12 protein-coding genes are annotated in these 16,944 nt (G+C 63.3%); 7 read left to right on the top strand and 5 right to left on the bottom strand.

Annotation, left to right across the window (positions count from 1 at the left end; translation table 11 throughout):
* Positions 1-8 precede the first annotated feature (8 nt).
* The gene (locus FHS54_RS04445; protein WP_167302545.1) at positions 9-1,625 is read left to right on the top strand and encodes a DUF5597 domain-containing protein; all 1,617 of its coding nucleotides are present in this window, start codon (positions 9-11) and stop codon (positions 1,623-1,625) included.
* Positions 1,626-1,724: 99 nt separating this feature from the next.
* Here FHS54_RS04445 and FHS54_RS04440 read toward each other — a convergent pair whose 3' ends face one another.
* From FHS54_RS04440 to FHS54_RS04420, 5 genes are all read right to left on the bottom strand, one after another.
* Positions 1,725-5,135, bottom strand: a complete 3,411-nt coding sequence (locus FHS54_RS04440) for a glycosyl hydrolase (protein WP_167302544.1) — start codon at positions 5,133-5,135, stop codon at positions 1,725-1,727.
* Between the two features lie 152 nt (positions 5,136-5,287).
* Positions 5,288-6,298: a fumarylacetoacetate hydrolase family protein gene (locus FHS54_RS04435; protein WP_167302543.1), complete on the bottom strand. Its 1,011-nt coding sequence runs from the start codon at positions 6,296-6,298 to the stop codon at positions 5,288-5,290.
* Positions 6,295-6,837 carry a VOC family protein gene (locus FHS54_RS04430; protein ID WP_167302542.1) on the bottom strand — a complete coding sequence of 181 codons (543 nt, stop codon included), beginning with the start codon at positions 6,835-6,837 and terminating at the stop codon, positions 6,295-6,297. Before FHS54_RS04430 ends, FHS54_RS04435 begins: the two co-directional genes overlap by 4 nt.
* A complete protein-coding gene (gene hppD, locus FHS54_RS04425; protein WP_167302541.1) occupies positions 6,834-7,925 on the bottom strand; it encodes a 4-hydroxyphenylpyruvate dioxygenase in 1,092 nt (363 codons plus the stop codon). Before hppD ends, FHS54_RS04430 begins: the two co-directional genes overlap by 4 nt.
* Positions 7,922-9,172 (bottom strand): amino acid aminotransferase, encoded by a 1,251-nt coding sequence (locus FHS54_RS04420; protein ID WP_167302540.1) that lies wholly within the window; start codon positions 9,170-9,172, stop codon positions 7,922-7,924. Before FHS54_RS04420 ends, hppD begins: the two co-directional genes overlap by 4 nt.
* A gap of 285 nt (positions 9,173-9,457) precedes the next feature.
* On the opposite strand from FHS54_RS04420, the gene maiA reads away from it, so the two are divergent.
* The 6 genes from maiA (at position 9,458) to FHS54_RS04390 (ending at position 16,906) form a co-directional block, all read left to right on the top strand.
* A complete protein-coding gene (gene maiA, locus FHS54_RS04415) occupies positions 9,458-10,108 on the top strand; it encodes a maleylacetoacetate isomerase (protein WP_167302539.1) in 651 nt (216 codons plus the stop codon).
* Complete coding sequence (locus FHS54_RS04410) at positions 10,105-10,575, top strand: Lrp/AsnC family transcriptional regulator (RefSeq protein ID WP_167302538.1); 471 nt, start codon at positions 10,105-10,107, stop codon at positions 10,573-10,575. Before maiA ends, FHS54_RS04410 begins: the two co-directional genes overlap by 4 nt.
* Before the next feature lie 67 nt (positions 10,576-10,642).
* Positions 10,643-14,248: a hydantoinase B/oxoprolinase family protein gene (locus tag FHS54_RS04405; protein ID WP_167302537.1), complete on the top strand. Its 3,606-nt coding sequence runs from the start codon at positions 10,643-10,645 to the stop codon at positions 14,246-14,248.
* A gap of 35 nt (positions 14,249-14,283) precedes the next feature.
* Positions 14,284-14,952, top strand: coding sequence for a 5-oxoproline transporter, DUF969 family subunit (locus tag FHS54_RS04400; protein ID WP_167302536.1), 669 nt, complete (start codon positions 14,284-14,286; stop codon positions 14,950-14,952).
* Positions 14,949-15,896 carry a 5-oxoproline transporter, DUF979 family subunit gene (locus FHS54_RS04395; RefSeq protein ID WP_167302535.1) on the top strand — a complete coding sequence of 316 codons (948 nt, stop codon included), beginning with the start codon at positions 14,949-14,951 and terminating at the stop codon, positions 15,894-15,896. The genes FHS54_RS04400 and FHS54_RS04395 overlap by 4 nt, the downstream gene beginning before the upstream one ends.
* Positions 15,893-16,906 (top strand): DUF2891 domain-containing protein, encoded by a 1,014-nt coding sequence (locus FHS54_RS04390; protein WP_167302534.1) that lies wholly within the window; start codon positions 15,893-15,895, stop codon positions 16,904-16,906. Before FHS54_RS04395 ends, FHS54_RS04390 begins: the two co-directional genes overlap by 4 nt.
* Positions 16,907-16,944: the final 38 nt, after the last annotated feature.

Below are 16,944 nucleotides of genomic sequence, written 5' to 3'. Positions count from 1 at the left end.
GTTCGCCCATGCCCCGCATTTCACACCTTCTCTCCGCCCTTTTCGCCCTTGCGTTCGTCAGCAGCGCCACGCCCTCATTGGCGAAGTCGGAACTTCCCCGGATTCAGACGGACAAGGGCCGCCATGCCTTCTTCGTCGATGGAAAGCCCTTCCTCATGCTGGGAGCGCAAATCCACAATTCGAGCAATTATCCCGCGGTGCTGCCCAAAATCTGGCCGGTGATGCGTGCGCTGAACGCCAACGTGGTCGAAGCACCGGTCGCGTGGGAACAGTTTGAGCCGGTGGAAGGCCGTTTCGATTATGAGTGGGTCGATGCGCTGCTGCGGGATGCCAGGCGGAACGACATGCGCGTGGTCCTGCTGTGGTTCGGCAGCTGGAAAAATGGAGAATCCACCTATGCGCCGGAATGGGTAAAGGCCGATACGAGGCGCTTTCCCCGCCTGCAACGGCAGGGCGGTCGACCGACACTGACATTGTCGCCGTTCGGGGAAGCCACTCTTGCTGCCGATCAAAAGGCCTTCGTCGCGCTGATGCGCTATTTGCGTCAGGCCGATCCGCAGCACACGGTCATCATGGTGCAGGTCGAAAATGAGATCGGCACCCACGGCGTCGCGCGGGATTATTCCACCGCCGCCGAACGCCTGTTCGCGCAGCCTGTGCCAGAGCTGGTCCAGCGTGCAGCCGGCAAGCAGGCGGGGACATGGTCAGAGGCGTTCGGTGCCGAAGCCGACCAGGCCTTTGCCGCGTGGAGCTATGCTCGCTTCGTTGAAAAGGTGGCGTCGGCGGGCAAGGCGGAAAAGGCGCTGCCCCTGTACATCAACGCGGCGGTGTTCGATGCGGACAGCACCGCAATGGCAGCGCAGATCGCAAGCGGCGGACCTAATTGGAATGTCCTGCCAATCTGGAAGGCCGTTGCGCCGTCCGTGGATATGATCGCCCCCGACCTCTATTTGCCCATCGATTCGACCTATACCGGCCTGCTCGACCGATATGCGCGACCTGACAATCCGCTTTTCGTGCCGGAAACCAGCAATGCGACCTGGGCTGCGCGGTTCTTCTGGGCCGCGCTTGGGCGGGGCGCTATCGGCTGGGCGCCCTTTGGCATGGATGCAACCAATTATTCCAACTATCCGCTAGGTGCGCGCACGCTGGATGCCGATACGATCGAGGCATTTGCCCCACTCTATCGCCTGTTCCGGCCCATCGCCAGCGACTGGGCGAGAATCGCGAGCCAGAACCCGACCTGGGGCACTGCGAAGACCAGCTCAGGCACCGATTCCACCGTGTTGGGCGAGTGGAAGATTGACGTCGCTTATGGTCAGAATAATTTCGATGTCCCCGAATGGCCGGACATGAAGCCGCCGCCATGGGCGAAAGAACCGGTCGGCGGGGGCGTCGTCGCCCAACTTGGCCCCAATGAATTCGTTATCGCGGGCCAATATAGCCGCTTTCGCTTCACGCCCGTCAATGCCGCAGCCAATGCCCAGATCATGAGCGCGGAGGAAGGGACGTTCGTGGGAGGCCAATGGCAGATGGAGCGCCGCTGGAACGGCGACCAGACTGCCCATGGCTTCAATTTCAACGAACAGCCGGTGCTCCTGCGCGTCAGGTTCTCCACCTTTTAAGGCAAAATCACGGTTCCCCTTTGGGCTGTTTGAACGAGACAAGTTGCTCGTTCAAACAGCCCAAATGGTGTGAATCCGATCTATCGCACGCCGCAGGCTTCAGCGACCTTTCGCAGCGCTCGTTTCGCGTATCAGGCGTACCGGACCGATCAGGCCCGACGACGGCAGCGGAGTGTCGGCTGTATAAGGGGTAGCCCCAAAAGCCTTGCCCCCGGCACCGATCGTGTCGAACATCGTGACCGGCTGCTCGAGGCCCAGGCTGGGCGCATCTTCGTGGGTAAAGCTGATCCGCTGGGTCACGCCGGGCTGGCGGTCCCCGACGACGCGGTTCACCCACAAATTGCTGGTCCGAACCTCGAACCTGTTCACGCCCGGCTTGAGCAGGGGCGCGACATCAAGCTGATAAGGTGTCGTCCACGCGATCCCCGCCGACCGGCCGTTGACCAGCACTTCCGCGATGACCTCGACCTGGCCGAGGTCCAGCTTGACGGCGGTCGCACCGCTCAGCCACGATTTGGGAACGCGCAGCGTCCTTTTATAGCTGGCAGTGCCGGAAAAATAGCGGACACCGGGGTCGGCATCCTTGCTTAGGTCCCGAAGTTGGTCCAGCGCCAGTTTTGCCGGTGCCCCCCGTCCGGGCTGGAACGCCACCGACCAGTCATTGGACATATCGGCAAGCTGCTGGGACATGGCGACAGGGATCGTTTGGGCGTCCGGTCCCTTCTTCTGGAACACTACGAAGGTGGTGCCGAAAGGATCGAAGGGGATATCGACGATGGTGCGGCCATTATCCGTGCGATAGCTGGCCGGGGTCGACTTGCCGGTGATGGGGTCCCACAATTCTGCCGCCTTGCCGACCGTGCGGAATGATGCCTGGACCGTCTGTGCTCGATCCTTGCGGTTGGCGACGAAATAGACGTCGGAATCGCCCACGCGACGATGCAGGAAGCGGACCTCCGCATCCGCAGGTGCCTGGACCAGTTCGAAATCGGCGGTGATCTTTTCTGCGGCCAGGGCGGCGTCCGGCAATTTGGCCGCATACACCCTGCCCGCGCCGACCTTGGCCACGCCACTCGCCGATGGCCAGAGTTCCGATATGACGGCCCGCACTTTGGCAGGATCGTCGCTCAGGCTGGGCGACCCCAGCGGACGTTCGCCCACCAGCACAGCCCCCGCCCGCACCAGATCCCGCAACCGCTCAAGTGTGGGCAGCGTCACCCACTGGACCTGGCCGCTCATGTAGATAAGCCGCCACGACATGCCGTTTTCCGTCACAAGGCGTCCGTCCTTGACGCTCAGGCGCGTCTTGATGGCGTCGGCATTGACATAATCATATTGCAGACCCTCCGGCACGGCGGGTGGCTTTTCACCGAACAGCGCGGTGATCGATGCGCCTTCGCCATAGAAAACCGCGACATCGTTGACGGCCTGCCCTTGTTGCAAAAGATGGGAGGCGCGACCCAGATAACTGACCCAGGGACCGGCTTGCTCCGCCCATGTGTCGTTACGGTTGAACCAGTGCCCAAACGGACCCAGCACCAGGCCCGGTGCCTTGCCGATCAGCGGCTGGTGAACACTACTGTGCAGGATGAATCGGTTGACCCCGGCCAGCATCATCAGGTCGGCATAGGGTTTGAGCGAACGGGGTGAGAGCGACCATGGCGATCCGGCAGCGGTAAGCGATTCGGCGGCCACCAGATTCTGGCCCCAGACATGAGCCACCGACGCCGATTCCCGAATGTCCGCGAATGATTCCGCCTGGAATGAGCCCGGCTCGCCCCTTACCCACATGGCCGCCATCGGCACGTCGGCTGACGCCTTCATTTCCATGCCATCCCCAATCACATGGGGGGACCCTTCATGGGATTCGCCATAACGGATCATGCCGACCTGGTGCAGTTCCGCGCTCAGCAAATCATAATGCTGGGTTTTGAGCAGCTCCTGCTGCGTCCGGCGAAAATCCCACAGGAATCGGTCGCTGGTTTCCGAACTGTCCACCACATAACCGGCAAGGGCAGGGAGAAATGGGATCGCATCATAGCCGCGCAGTCGTTTGAACTGATCCAGCATGGCGGGTGTCCAGTTGGCCTGCCCTGCTTCCCAGCTGTCGAAAATCATATTGCTGACACCGGACTGACCCAGCCGACCTCCGCTCGCGTCCCGGTACTTGTCGAGATATTGGCTGATATAGCTGGTGACATCCGCACCGCTCAGCTTGTCTACCTCCAGGCCGGAGCCAGACGCCTGAGCAGGTGCGTTGCGTTGCCCCGTAAGCGAATAGCCAAAACGCAGCACGACCCATTGCCCGCGCGGCGGGGTCCAGTTCAGGGAGCCATCGGCACCCAGTTTGCTTGTCAGGTCGATGACATCCGCAGCACGCAAGGCGCTCCGCTCGGCAGGGGTCGCCAACGCATAATAGTCGTGTGAGATCGTGAAACCGGCCTTGCTTTCCCAGGCGTTGATCGCCGGCGCGCCATGAAGCACAAGCTCCGAAATCAACAATTTGCCTGACGGGCCATCGCCAATGTTAAGGATAGCGTCTGCCTTTTTCTCAGTTTTGGCCGCTGCCGGAACGACGACACGAAACAGGCGTGCAGTGGTCGCAGGTACAGCGGTCGTGCGTTGCGGCCCGGCAGTTTCCAGCTCGCTGACCATTTTCCAGGATTGGCCGTCATTGCTGGCTTCAAGCCGGGCCTGCGGACCCAGTCCAGCTCCGCCACTGCCGCCGAAATGGGCAAAGTGTCCGGTTGCAACGGTAATGGCTCTTATCGTTACCGGTCGGCCATAATCATATTGCAGCCAGGCGTCGCTCCCAGGCGCGCGTGCCGTCAATTCGCTGGCGGCAACGACGTCGCCGTCCGTCAGCTTTGCCGTGCCGAAGTCCCCACCGCTGGCCGTTGCGACCGGAAGCGGCAGTAAATATTGAGGGGGGAGGCGGAACGCGACCACTTTTGAATCGCGATAAAGGGAAGGACTGTTTGACGGGTCGGCAGTGCCGTTGTTCTGGAACAGTCCGGCGGATTCTGGCGGTTGGGCGAGTTTTCCAACAAAGGGCTTGCCCCCGTCAATCCGGGTTTCGCTCCAAACATATTTCTTCATGGCTTGTTCGGGTTTGACCCAGGGGCCACCGCTTTCGCTCCAGCCGGGTGAACCGGCCACGCCAATCTCCAGATTACGCGCGATGCTTCCATCGACCGCGTGTTTGAAGGCGTCCTTCCATTCCGGGCTCATATAGGCCAGCGGCGCTTCGATAACGCGGGGCGCGCCTACATCCACGTCGAATGCCTGATATCCACCCAGCCCGATACGCTGCATCCAGGCGAGATCGGCATCGATACCGGCCTTGCTGATCTGGCCGCTGTTCCAGTGCCACCACACTCTGGGCTTGGCCGCCGACGGCGGAGTCTGGAAGGAGTCGAGTGGAACGTCCTCAGCCGACACGCCGCCAGTATTTAGCAATGTGAGCGCGAGCGTGCAGGACACAAGCTTCATTTGCGAAAAACGTGCCAACTGCTGTCCTCCCATGATGTCTTTTGCGCGAAGATATACTCCACGATGCATCAATATTGCAGCTTAGGACGTTAAATACAACGTTTCCGTTCGTTTATGCCGTTGCCGAGGACAGTGTGTCATGCCCGTTCCAAGAATCATTGAGCTTGCCGCTATGCCAAACGCTTCACCCTTTGGTTGATGATGCCGAAAATCGGCTTGCCCTGCTCATCCTCCATCCAGATGCGCACGGTGTCGCCATCTTGTAGAAAGGACGTTTCCGGCGCGCCGCGCTGGATCGTCTGAACCATGCGCTCTTCGGCGATGCAGCTATAGCCCAGGCCGCCATCGTCAACGGGGCGGCCTGGGCCGCCTTCAGCGTCGCGGTTGGAAACCGTGCCTGAGCCGACAATCGTGCCGGCGCCCAGCGACCGCGTCTTTGCCAAGTGCGCGATGAGCGTGCCGAAATCGAACGTCATGTCGACGGCTGCATCCGCGCGGCCAAAAGGCTTGCCATTGAGGTCCACGCTAAGCGTGCCGTGCAGCTTGCCCTCACGCCAGCGCGCGCCCAGCGCGTCCGGTGTAACGAAAACGGGCGACAGCGCGCTGGCGGGCTTGGACTGGTAGAAGCCGAATCCTTTGGCCAGTTCGCCGGGAATGAGGTTGCGTAGCGACACATCGTTCACCAAGCCGACCAGCCGAATGAGCCCGCGAGCGTCTTGCGACGTGACGCCCTGCGGCACATCGTCGGTGACGACGACGATCTCCGCCTCCATGTCGCATCCCCATGCCTCGTCAGCCAGCATGATGGGATCGCGGCATCCCAAAAAGCTGTCCGATCCGCCCTGATATACCAGCGGATCGTGCCAGAAGCTGTCGGGCAGTTCCGCACCGCGCGCCTGCCGCACCAATGCGACATGATTCACATATGCGGACCCGTCCGCCCATTGATAAGCGCGGGGCAGGGGGGCAGCGGCGGCGGCCTGGTCGAACGGCTGGCCGGTGGCGGCCCCACTCGCCAGATCGCGCGCCAGCGCCTCCAGTCGAGGCGCGATATTGGCCCAATCGTCCAGCGCGGCCTGCAGGGTCGGCGCAATCGCGCTCGCATCGACGCAGGTCGACAGATCGTCGGACACGATGACAAGACGGCCGTCGCGGCCTCCTTTTAGACTGGCAAGCTTCATGCGTCGGGTTCCTTGTGCAGCCATTCGGCGTGGCGGGGCGCGCGCTTGGTGCGACTCCATTCTTCGAGCATCAGCGGAGCGACGCGTTTCAGTTCATCATATTGCTGCGGCGTGCCGATGTTACAGGCCAGTTCGATGCGGTGACCGTTAGGGTCGAAGAAATAGATCGATTTGAACACGCCATGCCAGGTGGGGCCAAGGACGTCGATGCCCTGACCCTCGATATGGGCCTTGGCCGCAAGCAAAGCGGTCTCGCCTTCCACCTCAAAGGCGATATGCTGGACCCATTCGGGCGTGTTGGCGTCGCGGCCCATGGCAGGCTGGCTGGGCAACTCGAAAAAAGCGAGGACGTTGCCGCCGCCGCAATCGAGAAAGACATGCATATAGGGGTCGTCCGCGCCGGTCGAAGGCACCTTGTCCTCGGCAAAGGCCGTGGTGAATGTCATGCCCAGCGTGCGGGCATACCATTCCACCGTCTCCTTCGCGTCGATGCAGCGATAGGCGACATGGTGGATGCGCTTGAGGTCTGGAGCGGTCATGCCGGTTCTCCTATATTGAGCGCGCCGCGCCGCACCTGATCGCGCTCGATGCTTTCGAACAGGGCGGTGAAATTGCCTTCGCCGAACCCTTCATCCTTCTTGCGCTGGATGAATTCGAAGAAGACCGGGCCGACCGTCGCCTGACCGAATATCTGGAGCAGCAGGCGTGGGTCGCCTTCCGTGGTCGATCCGTCGAGCAGAATGCCGCGCGACTGCAGTTCCGCCACCGGCTCGCCATGGCCGGGCAGGCGTTCGTCCAGCATTTCATAATAGGTCGCGGGCGGCGCTGTCATCAGCGGTGTGCCCAGTGCCTTCAGCCGGTCCCACGCCGCGATGAGGTCGTCGCACAGCAGCGCGATATGCTGGATACCTTCGCCGTTATAGGCGCGCAGGAACTCGTCGATCTGGCCGCCGCCGGCCTTGCCCTCTTCATTGAGGGGGATGCGGATCTTGCCGTCGGGCGCGGTCATCGCCTTGCTGGTCAGGCCGGTATATTCGCCCTTGATGTCAAAATAGCGGATTTCCCGGAAGCCGAAGACGCGCTCGTAAAAGCCCGCCCAATGAGCCATGCGCCCGCCATAGACATTGTGCGTCAGGTGATCGATGATGCTGAAACCAGCGCCGACCGGATGCCGGTCCACGCCCGGCTCATAAACGAAATCGATGTCGTAGATCGACAGCGCGCCTTCGCCCCCTTCATAACGGTCGATCAGGTAGATGATCGACCCGCCAATGCCGCGCACGGCAGGCAGGCGCAGTTCCATGGGGCCGGTGCGCACCTCGACCGGTTCCGCACCGCGCTCGACGGCAAGGGCGTAGGCCTTCGCCGCGTCCTTCACCCGCCAGCCCATGCCGCAAGCGGACGCGCCATGTTCGGCGGCGAAATAAGCCGCTGGGCTGCCCGGTTCGTAATTGGCGATCAGGTTGATGCCGCCCTGCCGCCACAGTTGCACGTCCTTGGACCTGTGGCGCGCGATCATGGTGAAGCCCATGGCGGCGAAGACGGGTTCCAGCACGCCCTTTTCCGGGGCGCTGAACTCGACGAACTCGAAACCGTCCAGGCCGATGGGGTTGTCGAAAGCGGTCATGTGCAAGGCTCCTTCAGGGAGGAATGGGACAATATGGTAGGGGAAGGGGCGTCGCTGCATTCTTCCAGATGCGGCAGAAGCCCTTCGATAAAGCGTCCGATATTGGCGTCGTTCAGGCCCGCAACGTTGATGCGGCCATCGGCGGGCATGTAGATGCCGTGATGATCGCGCAGCGCCTCGACCGTCTGCGGGTCAATCGGCAGGCGGGAGAAAAGGCCGCGCTGCCGGGCGATCGGGGCGAGCAGGGGATGGGCAGCGGCGAGCGCCGTGCGCATCCGGTTCAATCGTGTGCGCATCCTCTCCAACTCGCTGCGCCAGTCCTTGCGCAGAGCGGGATCGTCCAGGATCATGCGCACCACTGCCGCGCCGTGATCGGGCGGCATCGACCACAGGCTACGCGCCAACGCCAAAGTGTTCGCGCGCGCCATCTCCGCCAGCGGTGCGCTGGGCGCTTGCACGAACAATGCGCCGACCCGGTCGCGGTACAGCGCGAAATTCTTGTCGCAGCTATAGGCGAGAAGCGCGGCGGGCACCGCCTCCATCATCATGCGCGCGCCCGCACCATCGGGTGCCAGGTCGTCGCCCAGCCCATGATAGGCCAGGTCGATGAACGGGATGAGGCCGCGCAAGCTGCACAGCGCGGCCAGCGCCTGCCATTGTTCCACTGAGAACTGCGTGCCGGTCGGGTTGTGGCAGCATCCGTGCAGCAGGACGACGTCGCCCGCCCGCGCTTCATCGAGCGCGGTCAGCATGAGGTCGAACGCGATGCCCCCTGTTTTCGCGTCGAAATAGGGATGGGTCAGCGTCGCCATGCCCGCTTCGGCAAATATCGGGGCATGATTGGGCCAGGTAGGCTGGCTGACCCACACCCGCGCATCGGGCATTGCCCGCGTCAGCAGCGCCGCGCCTACCCGCAGTGCGCCAGTGCCGCCGGGCGTCTGGAGGCCGAAACGGCGGTCGTCGTCCACCGACTGCGCGCTGAATATCAGCTCCCCCAGCAACTGAGTGAAGCGGATATCGCCGTCAGACCCCAGATAGGATTTGCTGGACTGCTGCGCCACCAGCCGCGTTTCGGCCATCTTGACCGCGCGCATCACCGGAGTCAGGCCCGACCGGTCGCGATAGACGCCGACCCCCACGTCGATCTTTTCCCCGCGCTGATCGGCGCGGTGCATCGCGATCAGCGCTAGTAGCGCGTCAGGCTGTTGCGGGCGCAAAGCGGAGAATATGGGCTGGTTGTCGGTCATGCTCTTGCTTTTCCCCTGGCATAGGCCTGTGTCCCGGCATCGATGGTCGGGTCGGACGCTGCATGCGCGGGCGGTGCATCATCATTCGTCATGAACGAATAATAACGGATAGGTACAAATATTGGTTTCAATTATTGCCTCATTGGGGGCAATGAAGATAGGATGCGATCACGTTAAACTCATTTATCGAATGAAACTCATCATTAGGCCAGGGGCGTAAGCGATGCAGCAGGTAAAAAGGCAATATGGTCGTCCGACGCGAGTCGGAACCGAGGTGTCCGCGTCGTGACGCCCGTCCTCCACGGCTATTGGCGATCGTCCGCCGCCTATCGCGTCCGGATCGCACTCAACCTCAAGGGGATCGACCATCGTCAGGTCTCGCACGACCTGCGCACGGGGGCGCAAACGGCACCGGATTATCGCCGCCTCGCGCCGCAGGGGCTGGTGCCCGCGCTGGAGATTGAGGGGGAGACGTTGACGCAGAGCCTCGCCATTCTCGAATGGCTGGAGGAAGCCCATCCCGAACCGCCGCTGCTGCCCGAAGGCGCTATCGCGCGGGCGCAGGTGCGGTCGATGGCGGCGGCCGTCGCGTGCGACATCCACCCGCTCAACAATCTGCGTGTGCTCAAGGCTCTGAAGCATGATCTCGGCGCGCCGCAGAGCAGTATCGATTCATGGGTCGGCAGATGGATCGGGGAGGGATTCGCTGCGCTGGAGGAAACGGTCGCGCGCCACGGCGACGGATTCTGCTTCGGTGATCGACCGACCATTGCCGATTGCTGCCTGATCCCGCAAATCTACAATGCCCGTCGGTTCGACATCGATCTGGGCGCTTTCCCCCGACTGGTGGCGGTGGACGCGCGCTGTGCGACGATTGATGCCTTCGCGCGCGCCGCGCCGGATCGGCAACCCGATGCGGATGGAGCGGCGTCATGAGTTCGGTCCGCCCGCTAGACGCGATTGACCGCAAGCTGTTGCAGGAGCTGCAACGCGACGCGTCGATCAGCCATGCCGAACTTGCCGAACGGGTCGGCGCGTCCACCGCCTCCTGCTGGCGGCGGATGCGCGCGCTGGAGGCGGACGGCGTGCTTGGCCGCCAGGTTCGGCTGGTAGATGCGACCCGGCTGGGGCGCGGTGTCAACGTCCTGTGCCACATCAAGATCAAGAACCACCTCGCGGAAACGACCGAGGCGTTCGAGAATTTCATCGCGTCGCGCGATGAGATCATGGACTGCTATTCGATGTCGGGCGACTGGGACTATCTGTTGCGCATCGTCGTCGCCGGTGTCGAGGATTATAACCGCTTCCTGATGCGCACGGTGCTGCGCCACCCGTCGGTCGCGACTGGATCGTCTCATTTCGCGCTATCGCAGGTCAAATATACGACTGCAGTCCCTATCTGACCGCCGTTCTTGACGCCGAACATATATTCCATTATAGACAATATGTCACAATATAATGGAGCGGGTGATGCTGGCCGGTTGGCAATTCTGGATAGACCGTGGCGGCACCTTTACGGATATCGTCGCACGGCGGCCGGATGGCGCTTTCACATCGGTCAAGATGCTGAGCGAGAACCCGCAACGCTATTCCGATGCGGCGACGGCTGGTATTCGGACGCTGCTCGATCTGCCTTTCGATGCGCGGATACCGGCCGACATCCTTGCCGGGGTCAAGATGGGGACGACGGTCGCTACCAATGCCTTGCTGGAACGGCAGGGGTCGCGGGTCCTGTTGGTTGTGGACGCAGGTTTTGGCGACCTGCTCGTCATCGGTGACCAGACGCGCCCGGACCTGTTCGCGCTCGACATCCGGCGTCACGCGCCCTTTTATGAAGCGGTGGAGGAGGTCGGTGGCCGGGTCGGTGCGGCGGGCGAAACGATCTCCTTGCTCGATGAAGAAGCCGCCGTCGCCATGTTTGCTCGCCATCGCGCCAGCGGTATCACTGCCTGCGCCATCGCCTTGGCCCATGGCTGGAAATATCCCGCGACCGAAAAGCGGCTTGCCGAGCTTGCGGCGCAGGCAGGCTTTACCCAGATTTCGACCAGTCACGGCACCAGTTCGCTTGTCGGGCTGGGGTCTCGCGCCTCGACAACGGTGATCGATGCCTATCTGTCGCCTGTGCTGCGTGACTATGTCGGGCGGGTCGAGGCGCAGCTGGGCGATGTTCCGCTCTATTTCATGCAGTCGAGCGGCGGGCTGACAACGCCTGACAAATTCCACGGCAAGGACGCGATCCTGTCCGGCCCGGCGGGCGGTGTCGTTGGCGCCGCGCGAACGGCGGAGGCGGCCGGGTTCGGGCGGATCATTGGCTTCGACATGGGCGGCACCTCCACTGATGTCGCGCTCTATGCAGGCGCGTTGGAACGGCTGGTCGAAGCGGAAATCGCTGGAGCGCAGGTGCGGGTGCCGATGATCGCGATCAACACGGTCGCGGCGGGGGGCGGGTCGGTTCTGCATTTCGACGGCGCGCGCTATCGCGTCGGCCCGGACAGCGCGGGCGCGAACCCCGGCCCGGCCAGCTATCGCCGGGGTGGGCCGCTCACCGTCACCGACGCGAATGTGATGCTGGGCAAGATCGTCCCGCGTTTCTTCCCCGCCATTTTCGGCGCGGCAGGCGATCAGCCGCTCGACCATGTCGTTGTAGAGCAGGGGTTTGCCGAACTCGCCGCCCAGGTCGAGGCTGCCTATGGCCGCCCCACCGATCCGCGCGACGTGGCGGAAAGCTTCGTCCGCGTCGCCGTCGCCGCCATGGCGCGCGCGATCAAGGAAGTATCCACCGAAAAAGGGTTCGACCTCGTCGACTTCGCGCTCCAGTGCTTTGGCGGCGCGGGTGGGCAGCATGCCTGTCTGGTGGCTGAGGAACTGGGCATAGCCACGGTGTTCGTCCATCCCTTTGCCGGGGTGCTTTCCGCTTATGGCATGGGCTTGGCCGATCAGTCGGACGTGCGCCGCGTCGGGATTGAAGAGGGGATGGACCTGGCATCGGTATCGCGTCTTGGCGCGAAGGCTGATGGAATCGCGTCCGAACTCCGCGCGGCGATGGCAGCCAATGCCGCTGATGCGAGTTTGTTGCGCAGCGAGGCCCGCGCCTATTTGCGTTACGATGGGACCGATACCAGCCTGGCCGTGGACCTGGCCGACGCGACCGCCATGAAGGCCGCGTTCGACAGTGCGCATATCGGCCGCTTCGGCTTTTCCACCCCCGGTCGCGCATTGGTGATCGATAGTTTGGAAGTGGAAGTGGTGCTGCCGGGCGAACCCGTCGCCATGCCGCAACTGGCGAAGCGCGAAGCGGACGCTGCCGTGCCCGTGTTGGACCGCACGTTATTATGGTGCATGGGGGCGCAGGTAGAAGCGCCTGTCCATGATCGCGCAGCGCTGCTGGCGGGCGATCGCATCGTCGGCCCCGCGCTGATCCGCGAAGCCCTGGCCACCACGGTGGTGGAGCCCGGCTGGGCAGCCACAGTCGATGGACTGGGCAATCTCGTCATCGTGCGAACCGCTGTAGCGACAGTTGCGGCGACGGCGGACGACACCGCGGTCGATCCCATGATGCTTGAGCTGTTTAACAAGATGTTCATGGCGGTCGCGGAACAGATGGGGGCGGTGCTGCGCCACACATCGACCAGCGTCAACATCAAGGAAAGGCTGGATTTTTCCTGCGCTCTTTTCGATGCGGATGGCAATCTGATCGCCAACGCGCCGCATGTCCCGGTCCATTTGGGCGCCATGGGCGAAAGCGTGCGCGCGGTGATCGCCGCGCGGGGCAAAAGCCTGAAACCCGGCGACATGGTCGCGCTGAACGATCCCTATCGCGGCGGCACGCATCTGCCCGATATCACGCTGGTCGCGCCGATGTTCGCGGACGATGGCGAGACGATCCGCTTCTTCGTCGCCAATCGCGGCCATCATGCCGATATCGGCGGCATCGCGCCCGGCTCTACACCGGCGGCCTCCACCTCGCTGGACGAGGAAGGGGTGGTGATCGACAATCTGTTGCTGTTGGATGGTGGCTACTTTCGGGAGGGCCAACTGCGCGGGCTGCTCGGATCGGCCCGTTACCCCGCGCGCAGTCCAGATACCAACGTCGCTGACCTGAAAGCGCAGGTTGCCGCGAACGAAGCGGGCATAAAGGAAATGCGTTCCCTGCTGGATCGCTATGGCTGGCGCAAGGTGCATGCCTATGTCGGCCATGTCATGGCGAATGCGGAGGAAAGCCTGCGCCGTGTGATCGATCGCATCGGTGACGGAACGTTCGACTATCGCATGGACGACGGCGCTCTCTTGCGTGTGGCCGTGACCGTGGACCGGGCGCGCCGTTCGGCCCGCATCGATTTCACCGGCACGGATGTACAGCGCCCCGGAAACTTTAACGCGCCGCCCGCCGTCACGCGTGCATCCGTCCTCTATGCCTTCCGCTGCCTGGTTGATGAAGACTTGCCGCTTAACGAAGGTTGCCTGTTGCCGCTCGACATCGTCGTGCCCCCCGGCACTTTCCTGTCGCCGCGACCTGGTGCCGCCGTCGTCGCCGGAAATACCGAGGTGAGCCAGGCGGTCTGCAATGCCCTGCTGGGCGCGCTCGGTGCGACCGCAAGTGCGCAGGCGACGATGAACAACTTCCTGTTCGGTAACGATCGGGTGCAATATTATGAGACGATCTGCGGTGGCGCGGGAGCCACGCCGGATGCCGATGGCGCGTCGGCGGTGCACACGCACATGACGAACACGCGCATTACCGATCCCGAAGTGCTGGAGATGCGATATCCGGTGCGGCTCGACCGTTTCGCCGTGCGGCGCGGCTCCGGCGGTGCAGGTGCGCATCGTGGTGGCGACGGCGTCGTCAGGCGGATCGTTGCGCTGGAGCCGCTGACCGCCAGCATCGTGTCGTCCCGCCGTAGCGAAGGGCCATTCGGCCTGAACGGCGGCCGCGCGGGCGCTCCTGGCCGGCAGCGGGTGGAACGCAGCGACGGCACCTCCACCACCCTCGCGGGCACGGCGCAGACGCTGTTGGAAACCGGCGACGCGATCGTCATCGAGACGCCGGGCGGCGGAGGCTATGGCGCGCCGGAATAGGTCACGGCTTGCCTTATCAACAGGACTTCGATCCTATGTTCGTTCTTTTCGCCATATTGGTGCTTCTTGCGGGGCTGATCGCACGGATCAATCCGCTGATCGTCGTGCTGGCGTCCGCGGCCACGGCGGGGTTGGCCGCGGGCCTTTCACCGCATGAGATGATCGCGCGCTTCGGCGGCGCGTTCAATGCGAACAAGTTCGTGACCGCCGTGTTCCTCGTCTTGCCCACCATCGGCCTGCTGGAGCAGCACGGCCTTCAGGAACGGGCGCGCCAGTTGATGGCCGGATTGAAGGGCGTGACCCTGGGACGGCTGCTGCTCATCTATCTGTTCGCGCGGCAGTTGAGTGCGGCAGTCGGCCTGACCCAGCTTGGCGGGCAGGTCACGATGGTGCGCCCCATGCTGGCACCGATGGCCCAGGCCGCTGCCGAGCAGGACGAGGCCGAGCATGACCCGGAACATGTGAAGGCGATGAGCGCGGCGACGGATAATATCGGCCTGTTCTTCGGCGAGGATATCTTCCTAGCCATCGGCTCCATCCTGCTGATGATGGGGGTGATGAAGGGCTATGGCATGGCGGTGGAGCCGTTCCACCTGTCGATCTGGGCTGTGCCCACCGCCATCGCTGCCCTGGTGATCCATGGCGGGCGCGTGCTTATGCTGGACCGGCGGCGCGTTCGGCCCGCCACGGAGGTAGAGCGATGATCGGGCTTGGCCTTGTCTATGCGCTCGCCGGTGCGATGTTCCTGGGCTTTGCGGTCGTCACGCTGTTGTCCCGGCGGGACGCGCGGCGTTGGGCCACGGCGCTGCTGTGGGGGCTGGTGTCGGTGAGCTTCCTGCTGGGCGACGTCATCGGCGACACTGGCAATGGTATCGTCGCCATCGCGATTGTGGTGGTGGCGGCATCCGGCCGTACCCTCGCGAAGCATCAGGCCGCCGATGAGTCCGTCGCCGCCCGAACCGTGATGGCTATGCGCTTTGGCAATCGGCTGTTCCTGCCCGCTTTGCTGATCCCACTCGCGGCTCTGGGCGGAACGCTGCTGTTCAAGGCGGTTCCGGGCATCGTGCAGGCTTCGAACGCCACGCTCATCTCCCTGGCCCTCGGTGCAGTGCTGGCGGCGCTTCTTTGCATGATCTGGTTTCGCCCCGGCCCGGCCGCGCCGCTCAAGGCCGGGGTGCGGTTGATGGACGGCATGGGCTGGGCCGCGCTGATGCCGCAGATGCTCGCAAGCCTTGGCGTCGTCTATGCCGCGTCGGGGATGGGCGAGGCTGTGGGGCACATCCTCGGCTACGTGCCTACAGGTGGCAATCTGTTCGCGCAGGTCGCGATCTATTGCGTGGGCATGGCGTTGCTGACGGCGCTGATGGGGAATGCGCTCGCCGCCTTCCCGGTCATGTTCGCCGCGATCGGCGTGCCCCTGCTCATCAGCGCGCAGGGTGGCAACCCGGCTGCGGTGGCGGCGATCGGCATGCTGGCCGGTTTCTGCGGGACTTTGATGACGCCGATGGCAGCCAATTTCAATCTGGTCCCTGCGGCACTTCTCAACCTGCGCGACCCCTATGGTGTGATTTGGGCGCAGATGCCGACCGCCGTCGTCATGCTGGGGGCCAATATCCTGCTGCTCTACTTTCTGGGATTCCCGTCATGACGAACCGCCTTGATGCTTTTCATGCCACCAGGTTTGCGGGCCTCACGCTGGGCCATCTGGGTCGCGAATATCCTTACAAGCTCGACCATGTGCTGACTGGTCCGCAGGATGCGATGACGCCCGCTGCATTGCATCCGATCTTTCACGGCAGCTTCGACTGGCACAGCTGCGTCCATGGCTGGTGGCAGGTCATGCGCCTGCTGCGGCTATTCCCCGACATTCCCCAGGCTGCGGCAATCAGGGAGCGCGCCGATGTCATGTTGACCCGGCAGAAGGTCGAAGAAGAAGTTGCGTATCTCGCCCGCCCCATGGCTGGCGGTTTCGAGCGGCCCTATGGCTGGGCGTGGTTGCTCGCGCTGCATCAGGAACTTGATCGGCATGCCGGACGGGAATGGGCGACGGCGGTCGAGCCGCTGGCACGGGCCTTCGCCCTCCGCTTTCACGATTATCTACCCAAGCTGACTTACCCTATCCGTCATGGCATTCACACCAATAGCGCGTTTGCGCTCGTGCTGGCGCATGGATGGGCGAAGGGTCGAGATGCGCAACTCGCCGTCCTGATCGAACAACGCGCGCGTGACTGGTATTTGGGCGATCGGACAAGCCAGGCTTGGGAGCCATCGGGCGATGAATTTCTATCGCCCACGCTGATGCAGGCTCTGCTCATGAGCCGCATACTTCCGCGCGAAGATTTCGTGCCTTGGTTCGACGCGTTTCTGCCCGACCTTCGCAGCGGCGCGCCGGAAACCCTGCTGACGCCAGCCTTCGTGTCCGACCGGACGGACGGCAAGATCGCGCACCTCGATGGCCTGAATCTCAGCCGCGCCTGGTGCTGGCGGCGCATCGCTGCCGCCCTTCCAGACGGACATATTGCTCAAGAACTGGGGATCGCCGCGGCCGACCGGCATCTTGCCGTCACCCTCCCGCACGTGGCGGGCGACTATATGGGCGAGCATTGGCTGGCCACTTTTGCGCTCCTCGCTCTGGAGGCCGGGGACGACGCGGCCTGAGCCGCGCGCAGCTTCATCCCACAGATATTTGGAAAAGA

This window comes from Sphingobium vermicomposti, assembly GCF_011762025.1.
GTDB lineage: Bacteria > Pseudomonadota > Alphaproteobacteria > Sphingomonadales > Sphingomonadaceae > Sphingobium > Sphingobium vermicomposti.
The sequence above is the reverse complement of the archived record's forward strand: the minus strand, read 5'-3'. Positions and strand labels throughout refer to the sequence as shown.